19 protein-coding genes and 2 tRNA genes are annotated in these 15,775 nt (G+C 69.2%); 12 read left to right on the top strand and 9 right to left on the bottom strand.

Annotated elements, in window-relative coordinates; genetic code table 11:
- Position 1 precedes the first annotated feature (1 nt).
- Positions 2-1,702: a long-chain-fatty-acid--CoA ligase gene (locus tag QE428_RS12385; RefSeq protein ID WP_307469691.1), complete on the bottom strand. Its 1,701-nt coding sequence runs from the start codon at positions 1,700-1,702 to the stop codon at positions 2-4.
- Between the two features lie 56 nt (positions 1,703-1,758).
- Here QE428_RS12385 and gatC point away from each other — a divergent pair, with 56 nt between their 5' ends.
- From gatC to QE428_RS12355, 6 genes are all read left to right on the top strand, one after another.
- A complete protein-coding gene (gatC, locus tag QE428_RS12380) occupies positions 1,759-2,058 on the top strand; it encodes an Asp-tRNA(Asn)/Glu-tRNA(Gln) amidotransferase subunit GatC (protein ID WP_091353844.1) in 300 nt (99 codons plus the stop codon).
- Positions 2,055-3,566, top strand: coding sequence for an Asp-tRNA(Asn)/Glu-tRNA(Gln) amidotransferase subunit GatA (gene gatA, locus QE428_RS12375; protein WP_091353841.1), 1,512 nt, complete (start codon positions 2,055-2,057; stop codon positions 3,564-3,566). The genes gatC and gatA overlap by 4 nt, the downstream gene beginning before the upstream one ends.
- Complete coding sequence (gatB, locus tag QE428_RS12370) at positions 3,566-5,083, top strand: Asp-tRNA(Asn)/Glu-tRNA(Gln) amidotransferase subunit GatB (protein WP_307469686.1); 1,518 nt, start codon at positions 3,566-3,568, stop codon at positions 5,081-5,083. The genes gatA and gatB overlap by 1 nt, the downstream gene beginning before the upstream one ends.
- Before the next feature lie 73 nt (positions 5,084-5,156).
- Positions 5,157-6,413 (top strand): DNA polymerase IV, encoded by a 1,257-nt coding sequence (dinB, locus tag QE428_RS12365; protein ID WP_133399645.1) that lies wholly within the window; start codon positions 5,157-5,159, stop codon positions 6,411-6,413.
- A gap of 54 nt (positions 6,414-6,467) precedes the next feature.
- Positions 6,468-6,791 carry a hypothetical protein gene (locus tag QE428_RS12360; protein WP_091353834.1) on the top strand — a complete coding sequence of 108 codons (324 nt, stop codon included), beginning with the start codon at positions 6,468-6,470 and terminating at the stop codon, positions 6,789-6,791.
- Entirely contained in the window at positions 6,775-7,347 is a 573-nt protein-coding gene (locus QE428_RS12355) for a hypothetical protein (protein WP_307469678.1), read from the top strand. The genes QE428_RS12360 and QE428_RS12355 overlap by 17 nt, the downstream gene beginning before the upstream one ends.
- 11 nt (positions 7,348-7,358) lie before the next feature.
- Here QE428_RS12355 and QE428_RS12350 read toward each other — a convergent pair whose 3' ends face one another.
- From QE428_RS12350 to QE428_RS12320, 7 genes are all read right to left on the bottom strand, one after another.
- A complete protein-coding gene (locus tag QE428_RS12350) occupies positions 7,359-7,847 on the bottom strand; it encodes a DUF2017 family protein (RefSeq protein WP_307469675.1) in 489 nt (162 codons plus the stop codon).
- Positions 7,844-8,143: an ATP-dependent Clp protease adapter ClpS gene (gene clpS, locus QE428_RS12345; protein ID WP_091353827.1), complete on the bottom strand. Its 300-nt coding sequence runs from the start codon at positions 8,141-8,143 to the stop codon at positions 7,844-7,846. The genes QE428_RS12350 and clpS overlap by 4 nt, the downstream gene beginning before the upstream one ends.
- Complete coding sequence (locus QE428_RS12340) at positions 8,134-8,484, bottom strand: metallopeptidase family protein (RefSeq protein WP_091359555.1); 351 nt, start codon at positions 8,482-8,484, stop codon at positions 8,134-8,136. Before QE428_RS12340 ends, clpS begins: the two co-directional genes overlap by 10 nt.
- 25 nt (positions 8,485-8,509) lie before the next feature.
- Positions 8,510-8,585, bottom strand: a tRNA-His gene (locus QE428_RS12335).
- 34 nt (positions 8,586-8,619) lie between these two features.
- Positions 8,620-9,240, bottom strand: coding sequence for an oligoribonuclease (gene orn / locus QE428_RS12330; protein ID WP_133399643.1), 621 nt, complete (start codon positions 9,238-9,240; stop codon positions 8,620-8,622).
- A 46-nt stretch (positions 9,241-9,286) separates the two neighbouring features.
- Positions 9,287-9,359, bottom strand: a tRNA-Arg gene (locus QE428_RS12325).
- A 27-nt stretch (positions 9,360-9,386) separates the two neighbouring features.
- Entirely contained in the window at positions 9,387-9,995 is a 609-nt protein-coding gene (locus QE428_RS12320) for a YitT family protein (protein WP_133399642.1), read from the bottom strand.
- A 60-nt stretch (positions 9,996-10,055) separates the two neighbouring features.
- On the opposite strand from QE428_RS12320, the gene QE428_RS12315 reads away from it, so the two are divergent.
- Entirely contained in the window at positions 10,056-11,480 is a 1,425-nt protein-coding gene (locus QE428_RS12315; protein ID WP_307469665.1) for a PLP-dependent aminotransferase family protein, read from the top strand.
- 10 nt (positions 11,481-11,490) lie between these two features.
- Here the strand turns inward: QE428_RS12315 and QE428_RS12310 are convergent, their stop codons facing one another.
- Positions 11,491-11,736, bottom strand: a complete 246-nt coding sequence (locus tag QE428_RS12310; protein WP_307469662.1) for a hypothetical protein — start codon at positions 11,734-11,736, stop codon at positions 11,491-11,493.
- 123 nt (positions 11,737-11,859) lie between these two features.
- Between QE428_RS12310 and msrA the strand changes: the two genes are divergently transcribed.
- From msrA to QE428_RS12285, 5 genes are all read left to right on the top strand, one after another.
- Positions 11,860-12,384: a peptide-methionine (S)-S-oxide reductase MsrA gene (gene msrA, locus QE428_RS12305; protein WP_091353812.1), complete on the top strand. Its 525-nt coding sequence runs from the start codon at positions 11,860-11,862 to the stop codon at positions 12,382-12,384.
- Positions 12,385-12,563: 179 nt separating this feature from the next.
- On the top strand, positions 12,564-13,034 hold the full coding sequence (locus QE428_RS12300) for a single-stranded DNA-binding protein (RefSeq protein WP_307469657.1): 471 nt from the start codon (positions 12,564-12,566) through the stop codon (positions 13,032-13,034).
- A 46-nt stretch (positions 13,035-13,080) separates the two neighbouring features.
- Positions 13,081-13,572: a hypothetical protein gene (locus tag QE428_RS12295; RefSeq protein WP_240741334.1), complete on the top strand. Its 492-nt coding sequence runs from the start codon at positions 13,081-13,083 to the stop codon at positions 13,570-13,572.
- Positions 13,573-13,622: 50 nt separating this feature from the next.
- Positions 13,623-15,302 carry an energy-dependent translational throttle protein EttA gene (ettA, locus tag QE428_RS12290; protein WP_307469653.1) on the top strand — a complete coding sequence of 560 codons (1,680 nt, stop codon included), beginning with the start codon at positions 13,623-13,625 and terminating at the stop codon, positions 15,300-15,302.
- The gene (locus QE428_RS12285) at positions 15,295-15,774 is read left to right on the top strand and encodes a thioesterase family protein (RefSeq protein ID WP_091353800.1); all 480 of its coding nucleotides are present in this window, start codon (positions 15,295-15,297) and stop codon (positions 15,772-15,774) included. Before ettA ends, QE428_RS12285 begins: the two co-directional genes overlap by 8 nt.
- The last annotated feature ends 1 nt before the right edge of the window (position 15,775 follow it).

The raw sequence follows: 15,775 nt of genomic DNA, 5'->3' as shown, positions 1-15,775 counted from the left end.
GTCAGCCCTTCTTCGCGAGCAGCGCGTCACGCACCTGACGGCGGAGGACCTTTCCGATGAGCGACCGGGGCAGGTCGTCGACGGGTTCGATGCGCCGCGGCACCTTGTAGGGCGTCAATCGCGTCCGGGCGAAGGCGCGGATGTCGTCGACGTCCAGCGCGGTGACGCCCGGCGCGGGGATGACAGCAGCGACGACCTGTTCCCCGCTGTGAGGATCGGGGAGTCCGACGACGGCGGCATCCGCGACCTGAGGATGTTGGCGGAGCGTCGCCTCGACCTCGGACGGCGACACGTTGAACCCGCCCGTGACGATCAGCTCCTTGAGGCGGTCGACGACGCGGAAGAAGCCGTCCTCGTCCCGCTCGACGATGTCGCCCGTGTGGAACCAGCCGTCGATGAGAACCTTCTCGGTCTCCTCCGGCTTGCCGTAATACCCCGAGAAGACCTGCGGACCGCGCACCACGAGCTCGCCGGGCTCGCCGACGCCGAGGACCCGCGCCGGGTTCTCCGGATCGACGACACGAGCGTCGGTCCCGGGGATCGGGATGCCGATCGTCCCCGCTTTGCGACTGTCGGCCGGCGGGTTCACCATGAGGACGGGGGAGCATTCGCTGAGACCGTATCCCTCGATGAGGTAGCCGCCCGTGGCGTCTTCGAACGGTTCGACCAGGTCGGGGGACAGAGCCATCGCCCCTGATACGCCGATCTTGATCCCCCGGATCGAGGCGCGCTTCTCGCGGGCGCGCGCCAGCAAGCGCTCCGCGATCGGCGGGACGAGCGGCAGGACGGTCGGCGGATGCTTCTTGATGGCGTCGATCACCATGTCGGCGTCGAACTTGGGGAAGAGCACGAGCCGCGCCCCCATCGACATCGCGAACGTCAAGCACAGCGTGAGCCCATAGGCGTGGAACATCGGCAGGACGGCGTAGAAGACGCATCCGTCCCCGCGGACCACCGCCGGGATGAACGCCTGACTCTGGCGGGCGTTGGCGAGGAGGTTGCGGTGCGTGAGCATTGCTCCCTTCGGGGTTCCGGTCGTCCCCGATGTGTATTGGAGGACGGCGAGATCATCGGTCTGTGGACGGGGGTGGGATGCCGGGAGCGGCTCCTCGCGAATGAGGTCCTCCCACGTGCGCGTCCCGCGTACCGGCGCGGTGAGCGCGTCGCGGGATTCGCGGGCCTTCGCGACGGGGAGCCGCAGGGCGAGTCGCGTGTGCAACGGGAGTGCCTTCGTGATGTCGACCGACACGAGGGCGTCGACGTGGAGGTCCGCGGGGAACTCCTGAACGGTCGCGACGACCTTGTTCCACACGATCGCGTGGCGCGCGCCGTGGTCCTGGAACTGCGTCCGCAGCTCCCGCGGGGTGTAGAGCGGGTTGTGCTCGACGACGACGGCGCCCAGGCGCAGCACGGCATAGAAGGCGACGATGTGCTGCGGGCAGTTGGGGAGGACGATCGCGACCCGGTCGCCTTTGTTCACGCCGAGGCGACGCAACCCCGCGGCGGCTCGGTCCACGGCATCCGCCAACGCGGCGTACGTCGTCTCTCTGCCGAAGAATTGCAGCGCCGGCGCCTGGGGGTAATCGCGCGCGGAATCATCGAGGAGATCCATGAGCGACCCGGTGACGGGCGGGAGATCGAGGGGGACGCCCGTGTCGTAGGACGAGAGCCAGGGGCGATCAGCGGAGATCGAATCGGTCACGTCCTCAGCCTAGGGTGAGCGCTCAGACCGCGAGTGGCCCGAACTAGACTGGGGGAGTGTCTGAAATCACCCCCGATCTCGTGCGCCATCTCGGCGTGCTCGCCCGGATCCAGCTGAGCGACGAGGAGGTGGAACGCCTCACCGGCCAGCTCGACGCGATCGTCGACAACATCGCCAAGGTGTCGGAAGTCGCCACCCCCGAGGTCGCCGCGACGAGCCACCCGATCCCGCTGAGCAACGTGTTCCGTCCCGACGTCCCCGGCGACATGCTGACCGTCGACGAGGTGCTGCAGAACGCGCCGGATGCCGCCGACGGCCGCTTCCGCGTCACCGCGATCCTGGGGGAGGAGCAGTGAGCGACATCCTGAAGCTGACCGCGGCCGACCTGTCGGCGAAGCTCCGTTCCGGTGAACTGTCGAGCGTCGAGGCCACGCAGGCCCACCTCGACCGGATCGCCGCCGTGGACGGCGACGTCCACGCCTTCCTCCACGTCTCGGACCACGCGGTCGAGGTCGCCCAGGACATCGACCGGCGCCGTGCGGCGGGTGAGGAGCTCGGCGAACTGGCAGGCGTCCCGCTCGCGATCAAGGACGTCCTCGTGACGACCGACATGCCCTCGACCAGCGGATCGAAGATCCTCGAGGGGTACATGTCGCCGTACGACGCGACCGTGGTGGCCCGCTCCCGCGCCGCCGGCCTCGTACCGCTCGGCAAGACCAACATGGACGAGTTCGCGATGGGCTCCTCGACGGAGCACTCCGCGTACGGCCCGACGCACAACCCGTGGGATCTCGATCGCATCCCCGGCGGCTCAGGCGGTGGCTCCGCTGCAGCCGTCGCCGCGTTCGAAGCGCCCCTCGCCCTCGGCTCCGACACCGGCGGATCGATCCGACAGCCCGCCCACGTGACGGGAACCGTCGGCATGAAGCCCACGTACGGCGGCGTCAGCCGTTACGGCGCCATCGCGCTCGCGTCGAGCCTCGATCAGGTCGGCCCCGTCTCGCGGACGGTCCTCGACTCGGCGCTCCTGCACGACGTCATCGGCGGGCACGACCCACACGACGCCACGTCGCTCACCGACGCGTGGCCGTCCTTCGCCGCCGCTGCGCGCGAGGGGGCGACCGGCGAGGTCCTGAAGGGGCTGAAGGTCGGCGTCATCCGTGAGCTCGACGACTCCGGCTTCCAGGCCGGCGTCTCGGAGTCGTTCCGCGCCTCCCTCGCCGCGATGGAGGCCGCCGGCGCCGAGATCGTCGAGGTCAGCGCACCCCACTTCGAGTACGGGGTCGCCGCGTACTACCTGATCCTCCCCGCGGAGGCCTCCAGCAACCTCGCCAAGTTCGACTCCGTGCGCTTCGGCATGCGGGTGAACGTGCCCGGTGGCACGGTCGAGGACGTCATGGCCGCGACCCGCGACGCGGGCTTCGGCGACGAGGTCAAGCGGCGCGTCATCCTCGGCACGTACGCCCTGTCGGCCGGCTATTACGACGCCTACTACGGCAGCGCCCAGAAGGTCCGCACCCTCATCCAGCGCGACTTCGACGAGGCGTTCGCGCAGGTCGACGTCATCGCGACGCCCTCGGCGCCGACGACCGCTTTCCGCCTCGGCGAGAAGCTCGATGACCCGATCCAGATGTACCTCAACGACGTGACGACCATCCCGGTCAACCTCGCCGGCGTCCCCGGCATCTCGATCCCCTCGGGCCTCGCGGCAGAGGACGGGCTGCCCGTCGGCATCCAGTTCGTCGCTCCCGCCCGGGAGGACGCACGTCTGTACCGCGTCGGCGCGGCCCTCGAGGCCCTGCTCGTCGACAGCTGGGGCGGTCCTCTGCTGGACCGCGCCCCGATCCTCGGAGGAGCCCGCTGATGGCCAAGGATGCGCTGATGGACTTCGACAAGGCCCTCGAGATGTTCGAGCCGGTCCTCGGCTTCGAGGTGCACGTCGAGCTCAACACCGAGACCAAGATGTTCTCGCCGGCGGCCAACCCGGCGCACGAGTCGAACCACGACGCAGCGCCCAACACGCTCGTCGCCCCGGTCGACATGGGCCTGCCCGGTTCCCTGCCCGTGGTCAACGAGACCGCCGTCCGGTACTCGATCAGCCTGGGCCTCGCCCTCGGCTGCTCGATCGCGCCGTCGAGCCGGTTCGCGCGCAAGAACTACTTCTACCCGGACCTCGGCAAGAACTACCAGATCTCGCAGTACGACGAGCCGATCGCCTTCGAGGGCAGCGTCGAGATCGAGCTCGAGAGCGGCGACGTGGTCGTCGTCCCGATCGAGCGTGCGCACATGGAGGAGGATGCCGGCAAGCTGACCCACATGGGCGGCTCGACCGGCCGCATCCAGGGCGCGGAGTACTCGCTGGTCGACTACAACCGTGCCGGCGTCCCGCTCGTCGAGATCGTCACCAAGCCGATCTTCGGCACCGAGCATCGTGCCCCCGAGGTCGCGAAGGCCTACGTCGCGGCGATCCGCGACATCGTCCGCTCGCTGGGGATCTCGGAGGCGCGCATGGAGCGCGGCAACCTCCGCTGCGATGCGAACGTCTCGCTGCGTCCCCGCGGCCAGGAGAAGCTCGGCACGCGCACCGAGACGAAGAACGTCAACTCGATGCGTTCGGTCGAGCGGGCCGTCCGCTACGAGATCCAGCGTCAGGCGGCCATCCTGGCCGGTGGCGGGACGATCACGCAGGAGACGCGTCACTGGCACGAGGACACCGGACGCACCTCGCCCGGCCGACCGAAGTCGGATGCCGACGACTACCGCTATTTCCCCGAGCCCGACCTCCTGCCCGTCGAGCCGTCGGAGGAGCTGATCGAGGAGCTGCGCGCTGCGCTCCCCGAAGCTCCCTCGCTGTACCGCCGCCGGTTGAAGACCGAGTGGGGCTTCACCGACCTCGAGTTCCAGGACGTCGCCAACGGCGGCCTGCTCGCCGAGGTCGAGGCGACGATCACCGCAGGTGCGTCCCCGGCATCCGCCCGCAAGTGGTGGACGGGCGAGGTCACCCGCGTCGCCAACGCGCAGGGCGCCGAGCCCGCCGCGCTGGTCTCGCCCGAGTCGGTCGCCGAACTGCAGAAGCTGGTGGATGCCGGCACGCTGACCGACAAGCTCGCCCGTCAGGTTCTCGAGGGCGTCATCGCGGGGGAGGGGACCCCGCAGGAAGTCGTCGACGCGCGTGGTCTCGCCGTGGTCTCGGATGACGGTGCGCTGATCGCCGCCATCGACGAGGCCCTCGCCGCGCAGCCCGACGTCCTGGCGAAGATCCAGGACGGCAAGGTGCAGGCCGCCGGCGCCGTCATCGGTGCCGTCATGAAGGCCATGAAGGGCCAGGCGGATGCTGCACGCGTCCGCGAGCTCATCCTGGAGCGCGCCGGACAGGCCTGATTCCGATCGTCGATGCCGCCGCGCCGATGCCCGATCCGGGCTCGGTGTCGGCGGCATCGTCGACAATGGGGGTATGGGACGCGGTGACGGGACGGGACGGATCGTCTCGCTCGACGGCGCCGACGACACCGGCACGCGCATCCTCCACGTCGACATGGACGCGTTCTACGCGTCGGTCGAGGTCCTGTACGACCCGTCGCTGGCGGGTAAACCGCTCATCGTGGGCGGGATGGAGGGGCGAGGCGTCGTCTCCAGCGCGTCGTACGAGGCGCGCCGTTTCGGGGTGAGGTCGGCCATGTCGGTCGGGCGAGCGCTGCAGCTGTGCCCGCAGGCGATCGTCGTGGTCCCGCGTTTCGAGCGGTATTCGGAGCTGTCGAAGAAGGTCATGACGATCTTCCGCGACATCACGCCGCTCGTAGAGCCGCTCTCCATCGATGAGGCCTTCCTCGACGTGAGCGGTGCCCGCCGGCTCTGGGGGAGTCCCGGCGAGATCGCCCGGATGGTCCGTCGTCGCGTGCTGGAGGAGACCGGCCTGACGTGCAGCATCGGCGTCGCGGCCACGAAGCACGTCGCGAAGATCGCGTCGACGGTGTCGAAGCCGGACGGTCTGCTGATCGTCGCCGAGCAGGACACGCAGGCGTTCCTGGCCGCTCGGCCGGTCGGCGCGCTCTGGGGGGTCGGCCCCAAAGCCGCGGAGGCCTTGGAGGCCCGCGGCATCCGGATGGTGTCCGACATCCTGAACACCCCACGGGGCGTCCTCGATCGAGCCCTCGGCCCCGCAATGGGCGCGCGCGTCTCGCAGCTCGCCCGCGGCCACGACCCGCGGTCGGTGCAGACGGAGCACACCGAGAAGAGCGTCGGCCACGAGGAGACCTTCCTGGAGGATGTCACGGACACGGCGATGCTCCGAAGCGAGTTCCGCCGCCTGGCTGACAGGGTCGCTGCGAGGCTCCGTGCGGGCGGCTGGGAGGCGCGGACGATCGCCATCAAGGTCCGGTTCGCCGACTTCACGACGCTCTCACGATCGGTGAGCGTCCCCGAGCCCACGAACGTCGGGCAGCGGATCGGCGACGTCGCCCTCGATCTCTTCGGCAAGATCGACCTCGCCCAACCCGTCCGACTCATCGGCGTCCGCGGCGAGAAGCTGACGGGGGACGGGATGGGCGGGCTCGCGCTGTGGGACGACGACGCCGAGTGGCGGCGAGTAGATGCCGCCCTCGACGACGCGCGTTCTCGTTTCGGCCGCGGCGCCGTGACGAGGGCGAGCACGCTCGGGCCTCGTCGCGACGTCAACGCCCTTCCCACCAACCCGCGCCCCTCGCGAGATTGAGGGGAACCGGCGCAACCCCCTGTTTTCCTCGCCCGCCCCGGCTACCGTGGGCACATGGCAAACCTTCCTCTCGAACTCGGCAAGCAGTTCGCCTCGCTCGGTGTGACCACCGTTTACGGCGAGCAGCAGGACGTCGACGGCATCCGCATCATCCCCGTCGCCCTGACCTGGTCGGGCTTCGGTGCCGGCGAGGACGCCTCCAACGGTGCTGGCGGAGGCGGCGGCGGAGGTGCGGCCGTCCCGATCGGCGCGTACATCCGGAAGGGCGACGACCTGCGCTTCGAGCCGAACCTGGTCTCGCTCGTCGCCGTGGGCATCCCGTTCGTGTGGATCGCGGGACGCGCACTCAGCCGCGTCATCCGTGCGCTCAAGCGCTGAGTCGCTCGGGGACGCCCTCGCCGCTGCTGCGGACGAGGTCGTGCGGGCCGTCGCCGAGGTGCGCCGAGTTCCGGCCATCGTCGTCATCGACGGTCGTTCGGGCGCCGGGAAGTCCACGTTCGCGGACATCATCGCCGCTCTGCTCGGGAGCGCTGCGATCGTGCGTCTGGACGACATCTATCCCGGATGGGACGGGCTGCAGGCGGGCGCGGATACCGCTCGTAAGCGGGTCCTCGCACCGCTCCGCCAGGGGGAGCAGGGGTTGTGGCTCACGTGGGACTGGAGCTCGGATCGGCAGTCGGACCAGGTGCAGAGCGTCGCGCCCGCGCCCGTCGTCATCGTCGAGGGCGCCGGCATCCTGACCCCGGAGTCGGCGGGACTGGCAGACGTCACCGTCTGGCTCGATGCGCCTCGGGGCGCACGACGCGCGCGTGCCCTCCATCGTGACGGAGAGACCTACCGGCCGCACTGGGAACGCTGGGAACGCCAGGAGGACGCTCACCTCCGCGAGCACGACCCCGCGCGGATCGCCCGCTTCGTCTTCCGCCTGCCCTGACCGGCAGCCGTTCAGGAGTCGAGCGCCTGGACGAGCATCTCCAGGCGATACCCGATCCACTCGTACACGCCGAACCGCGCGTCGCCGTCGCCGCGCTGATCTTCGTCGGTGACACCCAGCCGATCCGCCAGGACGAGACGAAGGGCGGCGAGCGTACGAAGCCAGGAACCGGCGGCATCCGGAGTCAGGTCGACGACGAGGATGTCCTCCGCAGCCGCACGGTCGAGCTGATCGGCGTCGACATCGCGCCCATCGCGGCGAAGGGACGACCGGACGACTCCCGCGTCCGCAGCGCGTCGTGAGAGGAGGTCGCCCTCGGTGAGGCGACGGAACTCCGAGGCGGCCTCGGCGTCGTCGGCGTACGCATCAGGGACGAGTCGGCGGAGCGCCGGGTCGGATCCGTCCGCCGACGTCACGAGATCCTCGAACTGTCCGATCAGGTCGGACAGGTGCGCCGCTTCGAGGAGGGTCAACTCCATGACGACCCCGGAACCGGTCACGACCCCGCCTCGCGGACGGTGGCCCACAGCCCGTAGTCGTGCATCGCCTGCGTATGCAGTTCCATCTGCTCCCGCGACCCCTCGGCCACGACCGCGTGTCCGTCGTGGTGCACGGCGAGCATCAGTCGGTGCGCCCTTTCACGGGAGAACCCGAAGTACTGCCGGAAGACGTGCTCGACGTAGCTCATGAGGTTGACGGGGTCGTTCCAGACGACGGTCTGCCAGGGACCGGAGGTGGATGCCCGCAGGTCCGTCTGCTCATCGATCTCGGGCGACGCGATGCTCATCAGGCCCACCCCAGTTCGTGAAGGCGCGCATCGTCGATGCCGTAGAAGTGGGCGATCTCGTGGACGAGCGTCGTGTGCACCTCGTCACGGAGGTGGTCGACGTCGTCGCACACGTCGAGGTGCGGCTCCCGGTAGACGATGATGCGATCGGGCAGATCGCCCATCCCGTACCGGTCGCGCTCGGTCAGCGCGAGCCCGTCGTAGAGACCCAGCAGATCGAGGGAGCCGTCCTCGGGACGGTCCTCGACCACGAACACGACGTTGTCGAGGCCCGCGACCATGTCGTCCGGCAACGCGTCGAGCTCGGACGCAACCAGATCCTCGAATGCCTCGGCATCCATATCGATCATGACCACGCCTCACGCGGAGAAGATATGGGGTGAGTAACGGGACTTGAACCCGCGACCCCCTGGACCACAACCAGGTGCTCTACCAACTGAGCTATACCCACCATGTGCCCGTCTCCGGGCAACCCCCCAAGTGTATTACAGACCGGAGGCGAACGACGACACGGTGGATGCCGCGGCGCTCCGCGCGTCGTCGCTCGAGGGCCCAGGGGCGGCCACGAACACGGTCTCGCGGTAGTAGGCGAGTTCCCGGACGCTCTCACGGATGTCGGCGAGGGCGCGGTGACCGCCGTCCTTCGCAGGAGCGTTGAAGTACGCGCGGGGGTACCACCGCCGCGCGAGTTCCTTCACGCTGGACACATCGACGTTGCGGTAGTGGAGCCAGCGGTCGACACGCGGCATGTATCGCGCGAGGAACATCCGATCGGTCCCGATCGTGTTACCGGCCAGCGGAGCCTTCCCCTCGGGGACGAACCGCTGGATGTACTCGAGCACCTGGAACTCGGCGTCGGCGAGGCTCACGCCGTTCGGGATCTCCTCCAGCAGGCCCGAACTCTCGTGCATCTTCGTCACGAAGTCGTTCATGTGGGCGAGCGCGGAATCGTCCGGCTTGATCACGATCTGGAACCCGGGGTCGAGGACGTTGAGCTCGAAGTCGGTGATGACGACGGCGACCTCCACCAGCTCGTCTACCGACAGGTCGAGACCCGTCATCTCGCAGTCGATCCAGACGAGGCGGTCGTTCTCCGCAGCTGACACGTGGTCTCCTCCCACAGGAGTCGACCGCGGACACGGCGACTCGGAGCCCCTCCAGGAGGATTCGAACCCCCGACCTGGCGGGTAGAAACCGCTCGCTCTATCCACTGAGCTATGGAGGGAAGGATGCTCGGTCCCCAGGCTACCGCTCAGACGGCGATGGCCGCTCGACGCGCGCGCAGGGCGCGCCACCGTGCGGACACGTCGAGTGCGAGGTGGACGGCGGGTCCGATGAGGACGGCGAACAGAACCGTGCCGAGGCCGACGGTGCCCCCGAGGAGCCAGCCGGTGACGAGGACGCTCCCCTCGACCGCGAAGCGGCAGACCCAGATCGGCCAACCGAACCGGGCGTGCAGGCCTGTCATCAGCCCGTCGCGCGGTCCCGGCCCGAGATCGGCCCCGAGATAGATCCCGGATGCCGCCGCGATGAGCGCGATCCCGGACAGGAACACCACGATTCCCCACAGGTAGTTCTCGACCGGCGGGATGACCGCCAGCGCACCCTGCATGACGGTTCCCACGATGAGGATGTTCGCGACCGTGCCGATTCCGGGACGCTGCCGCAGGGGGATCCAGGCGAGGAGGACGAGCGCCCCCGTGATGACGACGATCCATCCGATCCCGATCCCCGTCTGCACGGAGAGGCCCTCGGCGAGGACCGTCCACGGGTCGAGGCCGATGCCGGCCTGGACGAGGACCGCGCAGCCGATGCCGAACAGGGCGAGACCGATGACGAGGCGGAGGAGCCGAAGAAGCATGTGACCATTCCACCGTAGGATTGGCTCCCTACGTGCAGTCCAATTGCGGAAAGGTGGACCATGGATTCGCGAATCGGTGCCCGCGCCCTGGCCGTGACCTTGGGCGGGTGGCGCACGCGCACACCGACCTACGAGGCCCTGGCCGACGGCATCCGTCTGCTCTGCCTCGACAATCGCATCGCCGCGCACACCGCCCTGCCCGCCGAGCGCGAGCTCGCAGGGGCGCTCGGCCTCAGCCGGGCGACGGTTGCGGCGGCGTACCGTTCCCTGCGCGAGAGCGGGCACATCGAGAGCACGCGCGGGTCGGGGAGCATCACGCTCCCGCAGGTTCGCCGAGGAGCCGGGCGGGTCTTCGACGACGGTGACGGGATCGATCTCCAGCAGGCCAGTCCTGCGGCGTGGCCCGGTCTTGCGGGCGTGATGGCCGAGGTCGGGGCGGATGCCGCGTCCCTGGTCGGCCGGCCGGGATACGACATCGTCGGGAGCATCGACCTCCGGGTGGCGATCGCGGATCGCTATTCGGCGCGCGGCATCCCGACCGATCCCGAGGAGATCCTCGTCACGAACGGGGGACAGCACGCGATCCATCTGGTGACGGATGCGCTTCTGCACCCCGGGACGACGGCGCTCCTCGAGACCCCGACGTATCCGCACGCGACCGAGGCGATCAAGGCGACCGGCGCCCGCGTGACGGGCACGCCGGTGACCGTCGAGGACGGCTGGGACCTGGACCGTGCCGTCCAGGCGTTCCGACGCGCACGGCCGGCGCTCGCCTATCTGATGCCGTGGTTCCAGAACCCCACCGGGCGGACGATGACGCCCCTCGACGCGGCGACCTTCCGAGCTGCGGCGGATGCCGCCGGTTCGGTCCTCGTGATCGACGAGACGACGGCGGAGCTCGCGATCGACGCCGCGGCCCCGGTCCCCCTCGACTTCGGGCATCGTGCGGTTCGGATCGGATCCCTCGGCAAGACCGTGTGGGGCGGCCTCCGGGTGGGCTGGGTGCGAGGCGATCGTGCCTTCATCCGCCGTCTCGTGGCCTCGAGACCGCGCCGCGACCTCGGAACCGCCGAGTTCGAGCAGGCCGTCGCCACCCGGTTGCTGCGGATGATGCCCGACATCCTGCCTCAGCGCGCAGCGCTGCTCGGTCGGGGGAGGGATGCCGTCGTCGCGGCGCTCCGGACCTCGTTGCCAGGGTGGAAGGTCCCCGTGCCGGACGGCGGTGTGTCCTTGTGGGTCGGACTCGACGCGCCGCGAAGCGGGTCCCTTGTGCTCGCCGCGCGCCGGGAGGGCGTGTTGCTGTCCGCGGGACCCCGGTTCTCGGTCGACGGGGGCTACGAGTCCTACCTCCGCGTGCCCTTCACGGCCCCTGCCGGCCAGATGCGCGACGCGGTGGCCGTCCTCGCGCGGCTGTGGCCCGAAGTGAGCGGCCACGCTGCGGCTCCCGCCATCGACGAGACGGAGGCCGTCGCCGCGATCGTCTGAGCAGACCCGCTCAGCGCGAGTCGTGGAGAGCGGCGACCGCATCCTCGATCCGACAGAACTCGCCGAGTTCGACGAACCCCCCGATGGAAGCGCGGAATCGGCGCGCGCCGAACCGGTCCGTCCCCTCCCCGCCGATGCGGGCGAGATGGCCGATGACGAGGCCTGCGGCATCCACGACACGCCACAAGCGGTCGGACGCGGGCGCAAGCCGGTACGAGCGGAGCCGGGGATCGGTGCTCACTGAGATGGTGGTCAAGGTGCCTCCTCTACGTCGAGTCGCAGGGTACGCTCGGCCTCCGACACGCACCCCGCCGCGGAACACCGGAGGCGTCGACAGCGTTGTCCTCTTAGACGATCAACAGTGAAAGGAAGGTCTCGAATGCAGACCTATGTGCTTGCCGGCGGATGTTTCTGGTGTCTCGATGCCGCGTACCGCGCGCTCGAGGGTGTCGTCTCGGTCGAGTCCGGCTACGTCGGCGGATCGGTCCCTTCGCCGAGCTACGAGCAGGTGTGCACCGGCACGACCGGGCATGCCGAAGCGGTCAAGGTCACGTTCGACGAAGAGGTCATCCCGTCCGACGTCATCCTCGACGCGTTCTTCACGATGCACGACCCGCGCCAGCTCAACCGGCAGGGGAATGACGTCGGGACCCAGTACCGGTCGGCCATGTTCCCCGCCGATGACGCTCAGCGTGAGACGTTCGAGAAGGCGGCCGAGCGCGCGTCGGATTGGTGGGGCGGCGGACTCGTGACGACGATGGAGCCCCTGAGCGAGTGGTACCCGGCTGAGGACTACCACCAGGACTTCTTCACGAAGAACCCCGGACAGGGCTACTGCCTCGCGGTCGCCGTGCCGAAGGTCAACAAAGTCCGTGCGCGCTTCGGAGAATACGCGCGCCGCTGACGCACACGGAGTCTCCTCCCCAACGCCCCTGCTCCCCACCATCTCCACAGGTCGGGAGCAGGGGCGCTGCATATCCCGCGGGGGCCGCGATCCTGAGTCCGCTCCGACGTCCGCCGGGCACGCGGGCGTCGGAGCATCGATCGGGCACGCCCGTGCCCTCGACAAGTGGAGGAATCGCCATGAAAGACCACATCACGATCGTCGGCAACGTCGCTGCCGACCCCGAGTTCCGGCGCCTGCCGGACGGCACCCCCGTCGTGTCGATGCGGGTAGCCAGCACCGACCGCCGATACGACGCGAAGGCGGGGGCATGGGTCGACGGACTGACCAGCTGGTACCGGGTATCCATCTTCCGGACTCTGGGCGAGCACGTCGCGGCGTCGGTCCGTAAGGGTCAGCGCGTCGTCGTCCACGGGGTGCTCGCGATCAAGCGATGGGAAGCGGGGGAGAAGTCCGGGACGGATGCCGAGATCGACGCCCTCGCGATCGGCCACGACCTCGCCTTCGGCACGACCGTCTTCACCGGTGCCGCGCGAACGCGAAGTGAGGCGCCCCCGGCCGACGCGGAACAGGGATGGGCCCCGGCGGAGGACGTTCCCGCCGCGGACGAGGCGCAGTGGGAGGCCGACCCCGTTCCCACCCCGTTCTGAGCCGGCCTCAGCAGGCTCGGAGGTCGCACCCCCTAGACTCTCGCCCGTGCGCAGACACCAGCCCTCAGTGGGATCCCGCCTGCTTCTTCTCGTGCTCGCGCCCGCTGTGGCGGTGTCTCTCGCCGCGTGTGCTCCAGAGCCGGCTCCTGCGCCCTCCGAGCCCGCGCCGTCGTCGCCCGTCGCGCCGAGCCCCTCCGCGGATCCGTCGCCGACACCGGCGGCTGACACCGCCGAGGCGCAACTGCCTGACTTCGCCGCCGCGATGAACGGCGTGTGGAACGGATCGACGTCGGTCAAGGGCCGCGACTACATCGACGCGCTCGTCTCAGCGGGCTTCCCGAAGGACGCCATGCAGGTGACGCAGGACGAGACATCGGTCGGCGACCCCGCGGACAGCATCCAGTTCTCGGTTCGCGTCGGCGACGAGTGCCTCGTCGGCCAGGTCGGTCCCTCCGTCCCGCGCCCGACTGCGATCGTCATGCCGGGCCTGCCCGAAGGCGAATGTCTCGTAGGACAGACGCGTCGCATCGATTGGTGACGGCCGGACGGTCCCGCCGCCAGGGACGGCACACGTAGACTTGGGCCGTTATGGCCGAATACATCTACTCCATGGTCCGCGCCCGCAAGGCGGTCGGCGAAAAGCTCATCCTCGATGACGTCACGATGGCGTTCCTGCCCGGCGCCAAGATCGGCATGGTCGGCCCGAACGGCGCCGGTAAGTCGACGATCCTGAAGATCATGGCGGGTCTCGACACCCCGTCGAACGGCGAGGCCAAGCTCTCGCCCGGGTTCTCGGTCGGCATCCTCATGCAGGAGCCGGAACTCGACGAGTCCAAGACCGTCCTCGAAAACATCCAGGACGGTGTGGCGATCAAGCCCAAGCTCGACCGGTTCAACGAGATCTCCGCCCTCATGGCCGATCCCGACGCCGACTTCGATGCTCTCCTGGCCGAGATGGGGACGCTGCAGGAGGAGATCGATGCGGCCGACGGCTGGGACCTCGACTCCCAGCTCTCGCAGGCCATGGACGCCCTCCGCACGCCTCCTGCGGACGCCGCCATCGCGCCGCTCTCCGGTGGCGAGAAGCGCCGTGTCGCGCTCGCCAAGCTCCTCCTCCAGAAGCCGGACCTCCTGCTCCTCGACGAGCCCACGAACCACCTCGATGCCGAGAGCGTGCTCTGGCTCGAGCAGCACCTGCAGGCCTACAAGGGCGCGGTCATCGCCATCACCCACGACCGGTACTTCCTCGACAACGTCGCGGAGTGGATCGCCGAGGTCGACCGCGGCCGCCTCATCGGCTACGAAGGCAACTACTCGACCTACCTCGAGAAGAAGGGCGAGCGCCTCGACATCCAGGGCAAGAAGGACGCCAAGCTCGCCAAGCGGCTCAAGGAGGAGCTCGAGTGGGTGCGCTCGAGCGCCAAGGGGCGCCAGACGAAGTCGAAGGCTCGTCTCGCTCGCTACGAGGAGATGGCGGCCGAGGCGGAGCGGACGCGGAAGCTCGACTTCGAGGAGATCTCGATCCCGCCGGGCCCGCGCTTGGGAAGCGTCGTGATCGAGGCGAAGAAGCTCCAGAAGGGCTTCGACGGCCGCTCGCTCATCGACGGCCTCAGCTTCAGCCTGCCGCCGAACGGCATCGTCGGCGTCATCGGCCCGAACGGCGTGGGCAAGACCACGCTCTTCAAGACGATCGTCGGCCTCGAGCCCCTGGACGGCGGCGACCTGAAGATCGGCGAGACGGTCAAGATCAGCTACGTCGACCAGTCGCGCTCCAACATCGACCCGAACAAGACGCTGTGGGAGGTCGTCTCGGACGGCCTCGACATCATCACGGTCGGCAAGACCGAGATCCCGTCGCGCGCCTACGTGTCGAAGTTCGGGTTCAAGGGACCGGACCAGCAGAAGAAGGCCGGCGTGCTCTCCGGCGGTGAGCGCAACCGCCTGAACCTCGCTCTCACGCTCAAGGAGGGTGGCAACCTGCTCCTCCTCGACGAGCCGACGAACGACCTCGACGTCGAGACGCTGAGCTCGCTCGAGAACGCGCTGCTCGAGTTCCCCGGCTGCGCGGTGGTCATCACGCACGACCGGTGGTTCCTCGACCGCATCGCGACGCACATCCTGGCGTACGAGGGCACCGCCGAGAGGCCCGACCAGTGGTACTGGTTCGAGGGCAACTTCGAGGCGTACGAGGCGAACAAGATCGAGCGGCTCGGCGCCGACGCGGCGAACCCCGCGAAGTCGACGTACCGCAAGCTCACGCGTGACTGACGCCCGCATCCGCGTCCCCATCCACCTGCGGTGGGGCGACCTCGACGCGTACAACCACGTCAACAACGCGTCGATGCTCAAGCTCCTAGAGGAGGCGCGCGTCCGCGCCTTCTGGGTGCCGGGAGCGGGGGAGCGGGTCGTCCCCACGGCGGTCATCGACGCGAGCCACGGCGCGGCTCACCTCACCCTCATCGCTCGGCAAGAGATCGAATACCTCGCGCCGGTCCCGTACCAGCGCGACCCGATCGACGTGCAGATGTGGTTCGGCAAGATCGGCGGTTCGAGCGCCGAAGTCCACTACGAGGTCTTCACTCCTGCGGGCCAGGAACCTCGGACGCTGTACGCCCGGGCATCCACGGTCATCGTGCAGGTGGATGCCGTGACCGGGAGGCCCGTGCGACTCGCGCCCGAGACGCGAGCGGCCTGGGAGCCCTACCTCGGCGAACCGCTGCCACCGCTCGGGCGGCGCTGAG

The organism is Microbacterium sp. SORGH_AS_0505, from assembly GCF_030818715.1.
In the GTDB taxonomy this organism is placed as follows: Bacteria; Actinomycetota; Actinomycetes; order Actinomycetales; family Microbacteriaceae; genus Microbacterium.
The sequence above is the reverse complement of the archived record's forward strand: the minus strand, read 5'-3'. Positions and strand labels throughout refer to the sequence as shown.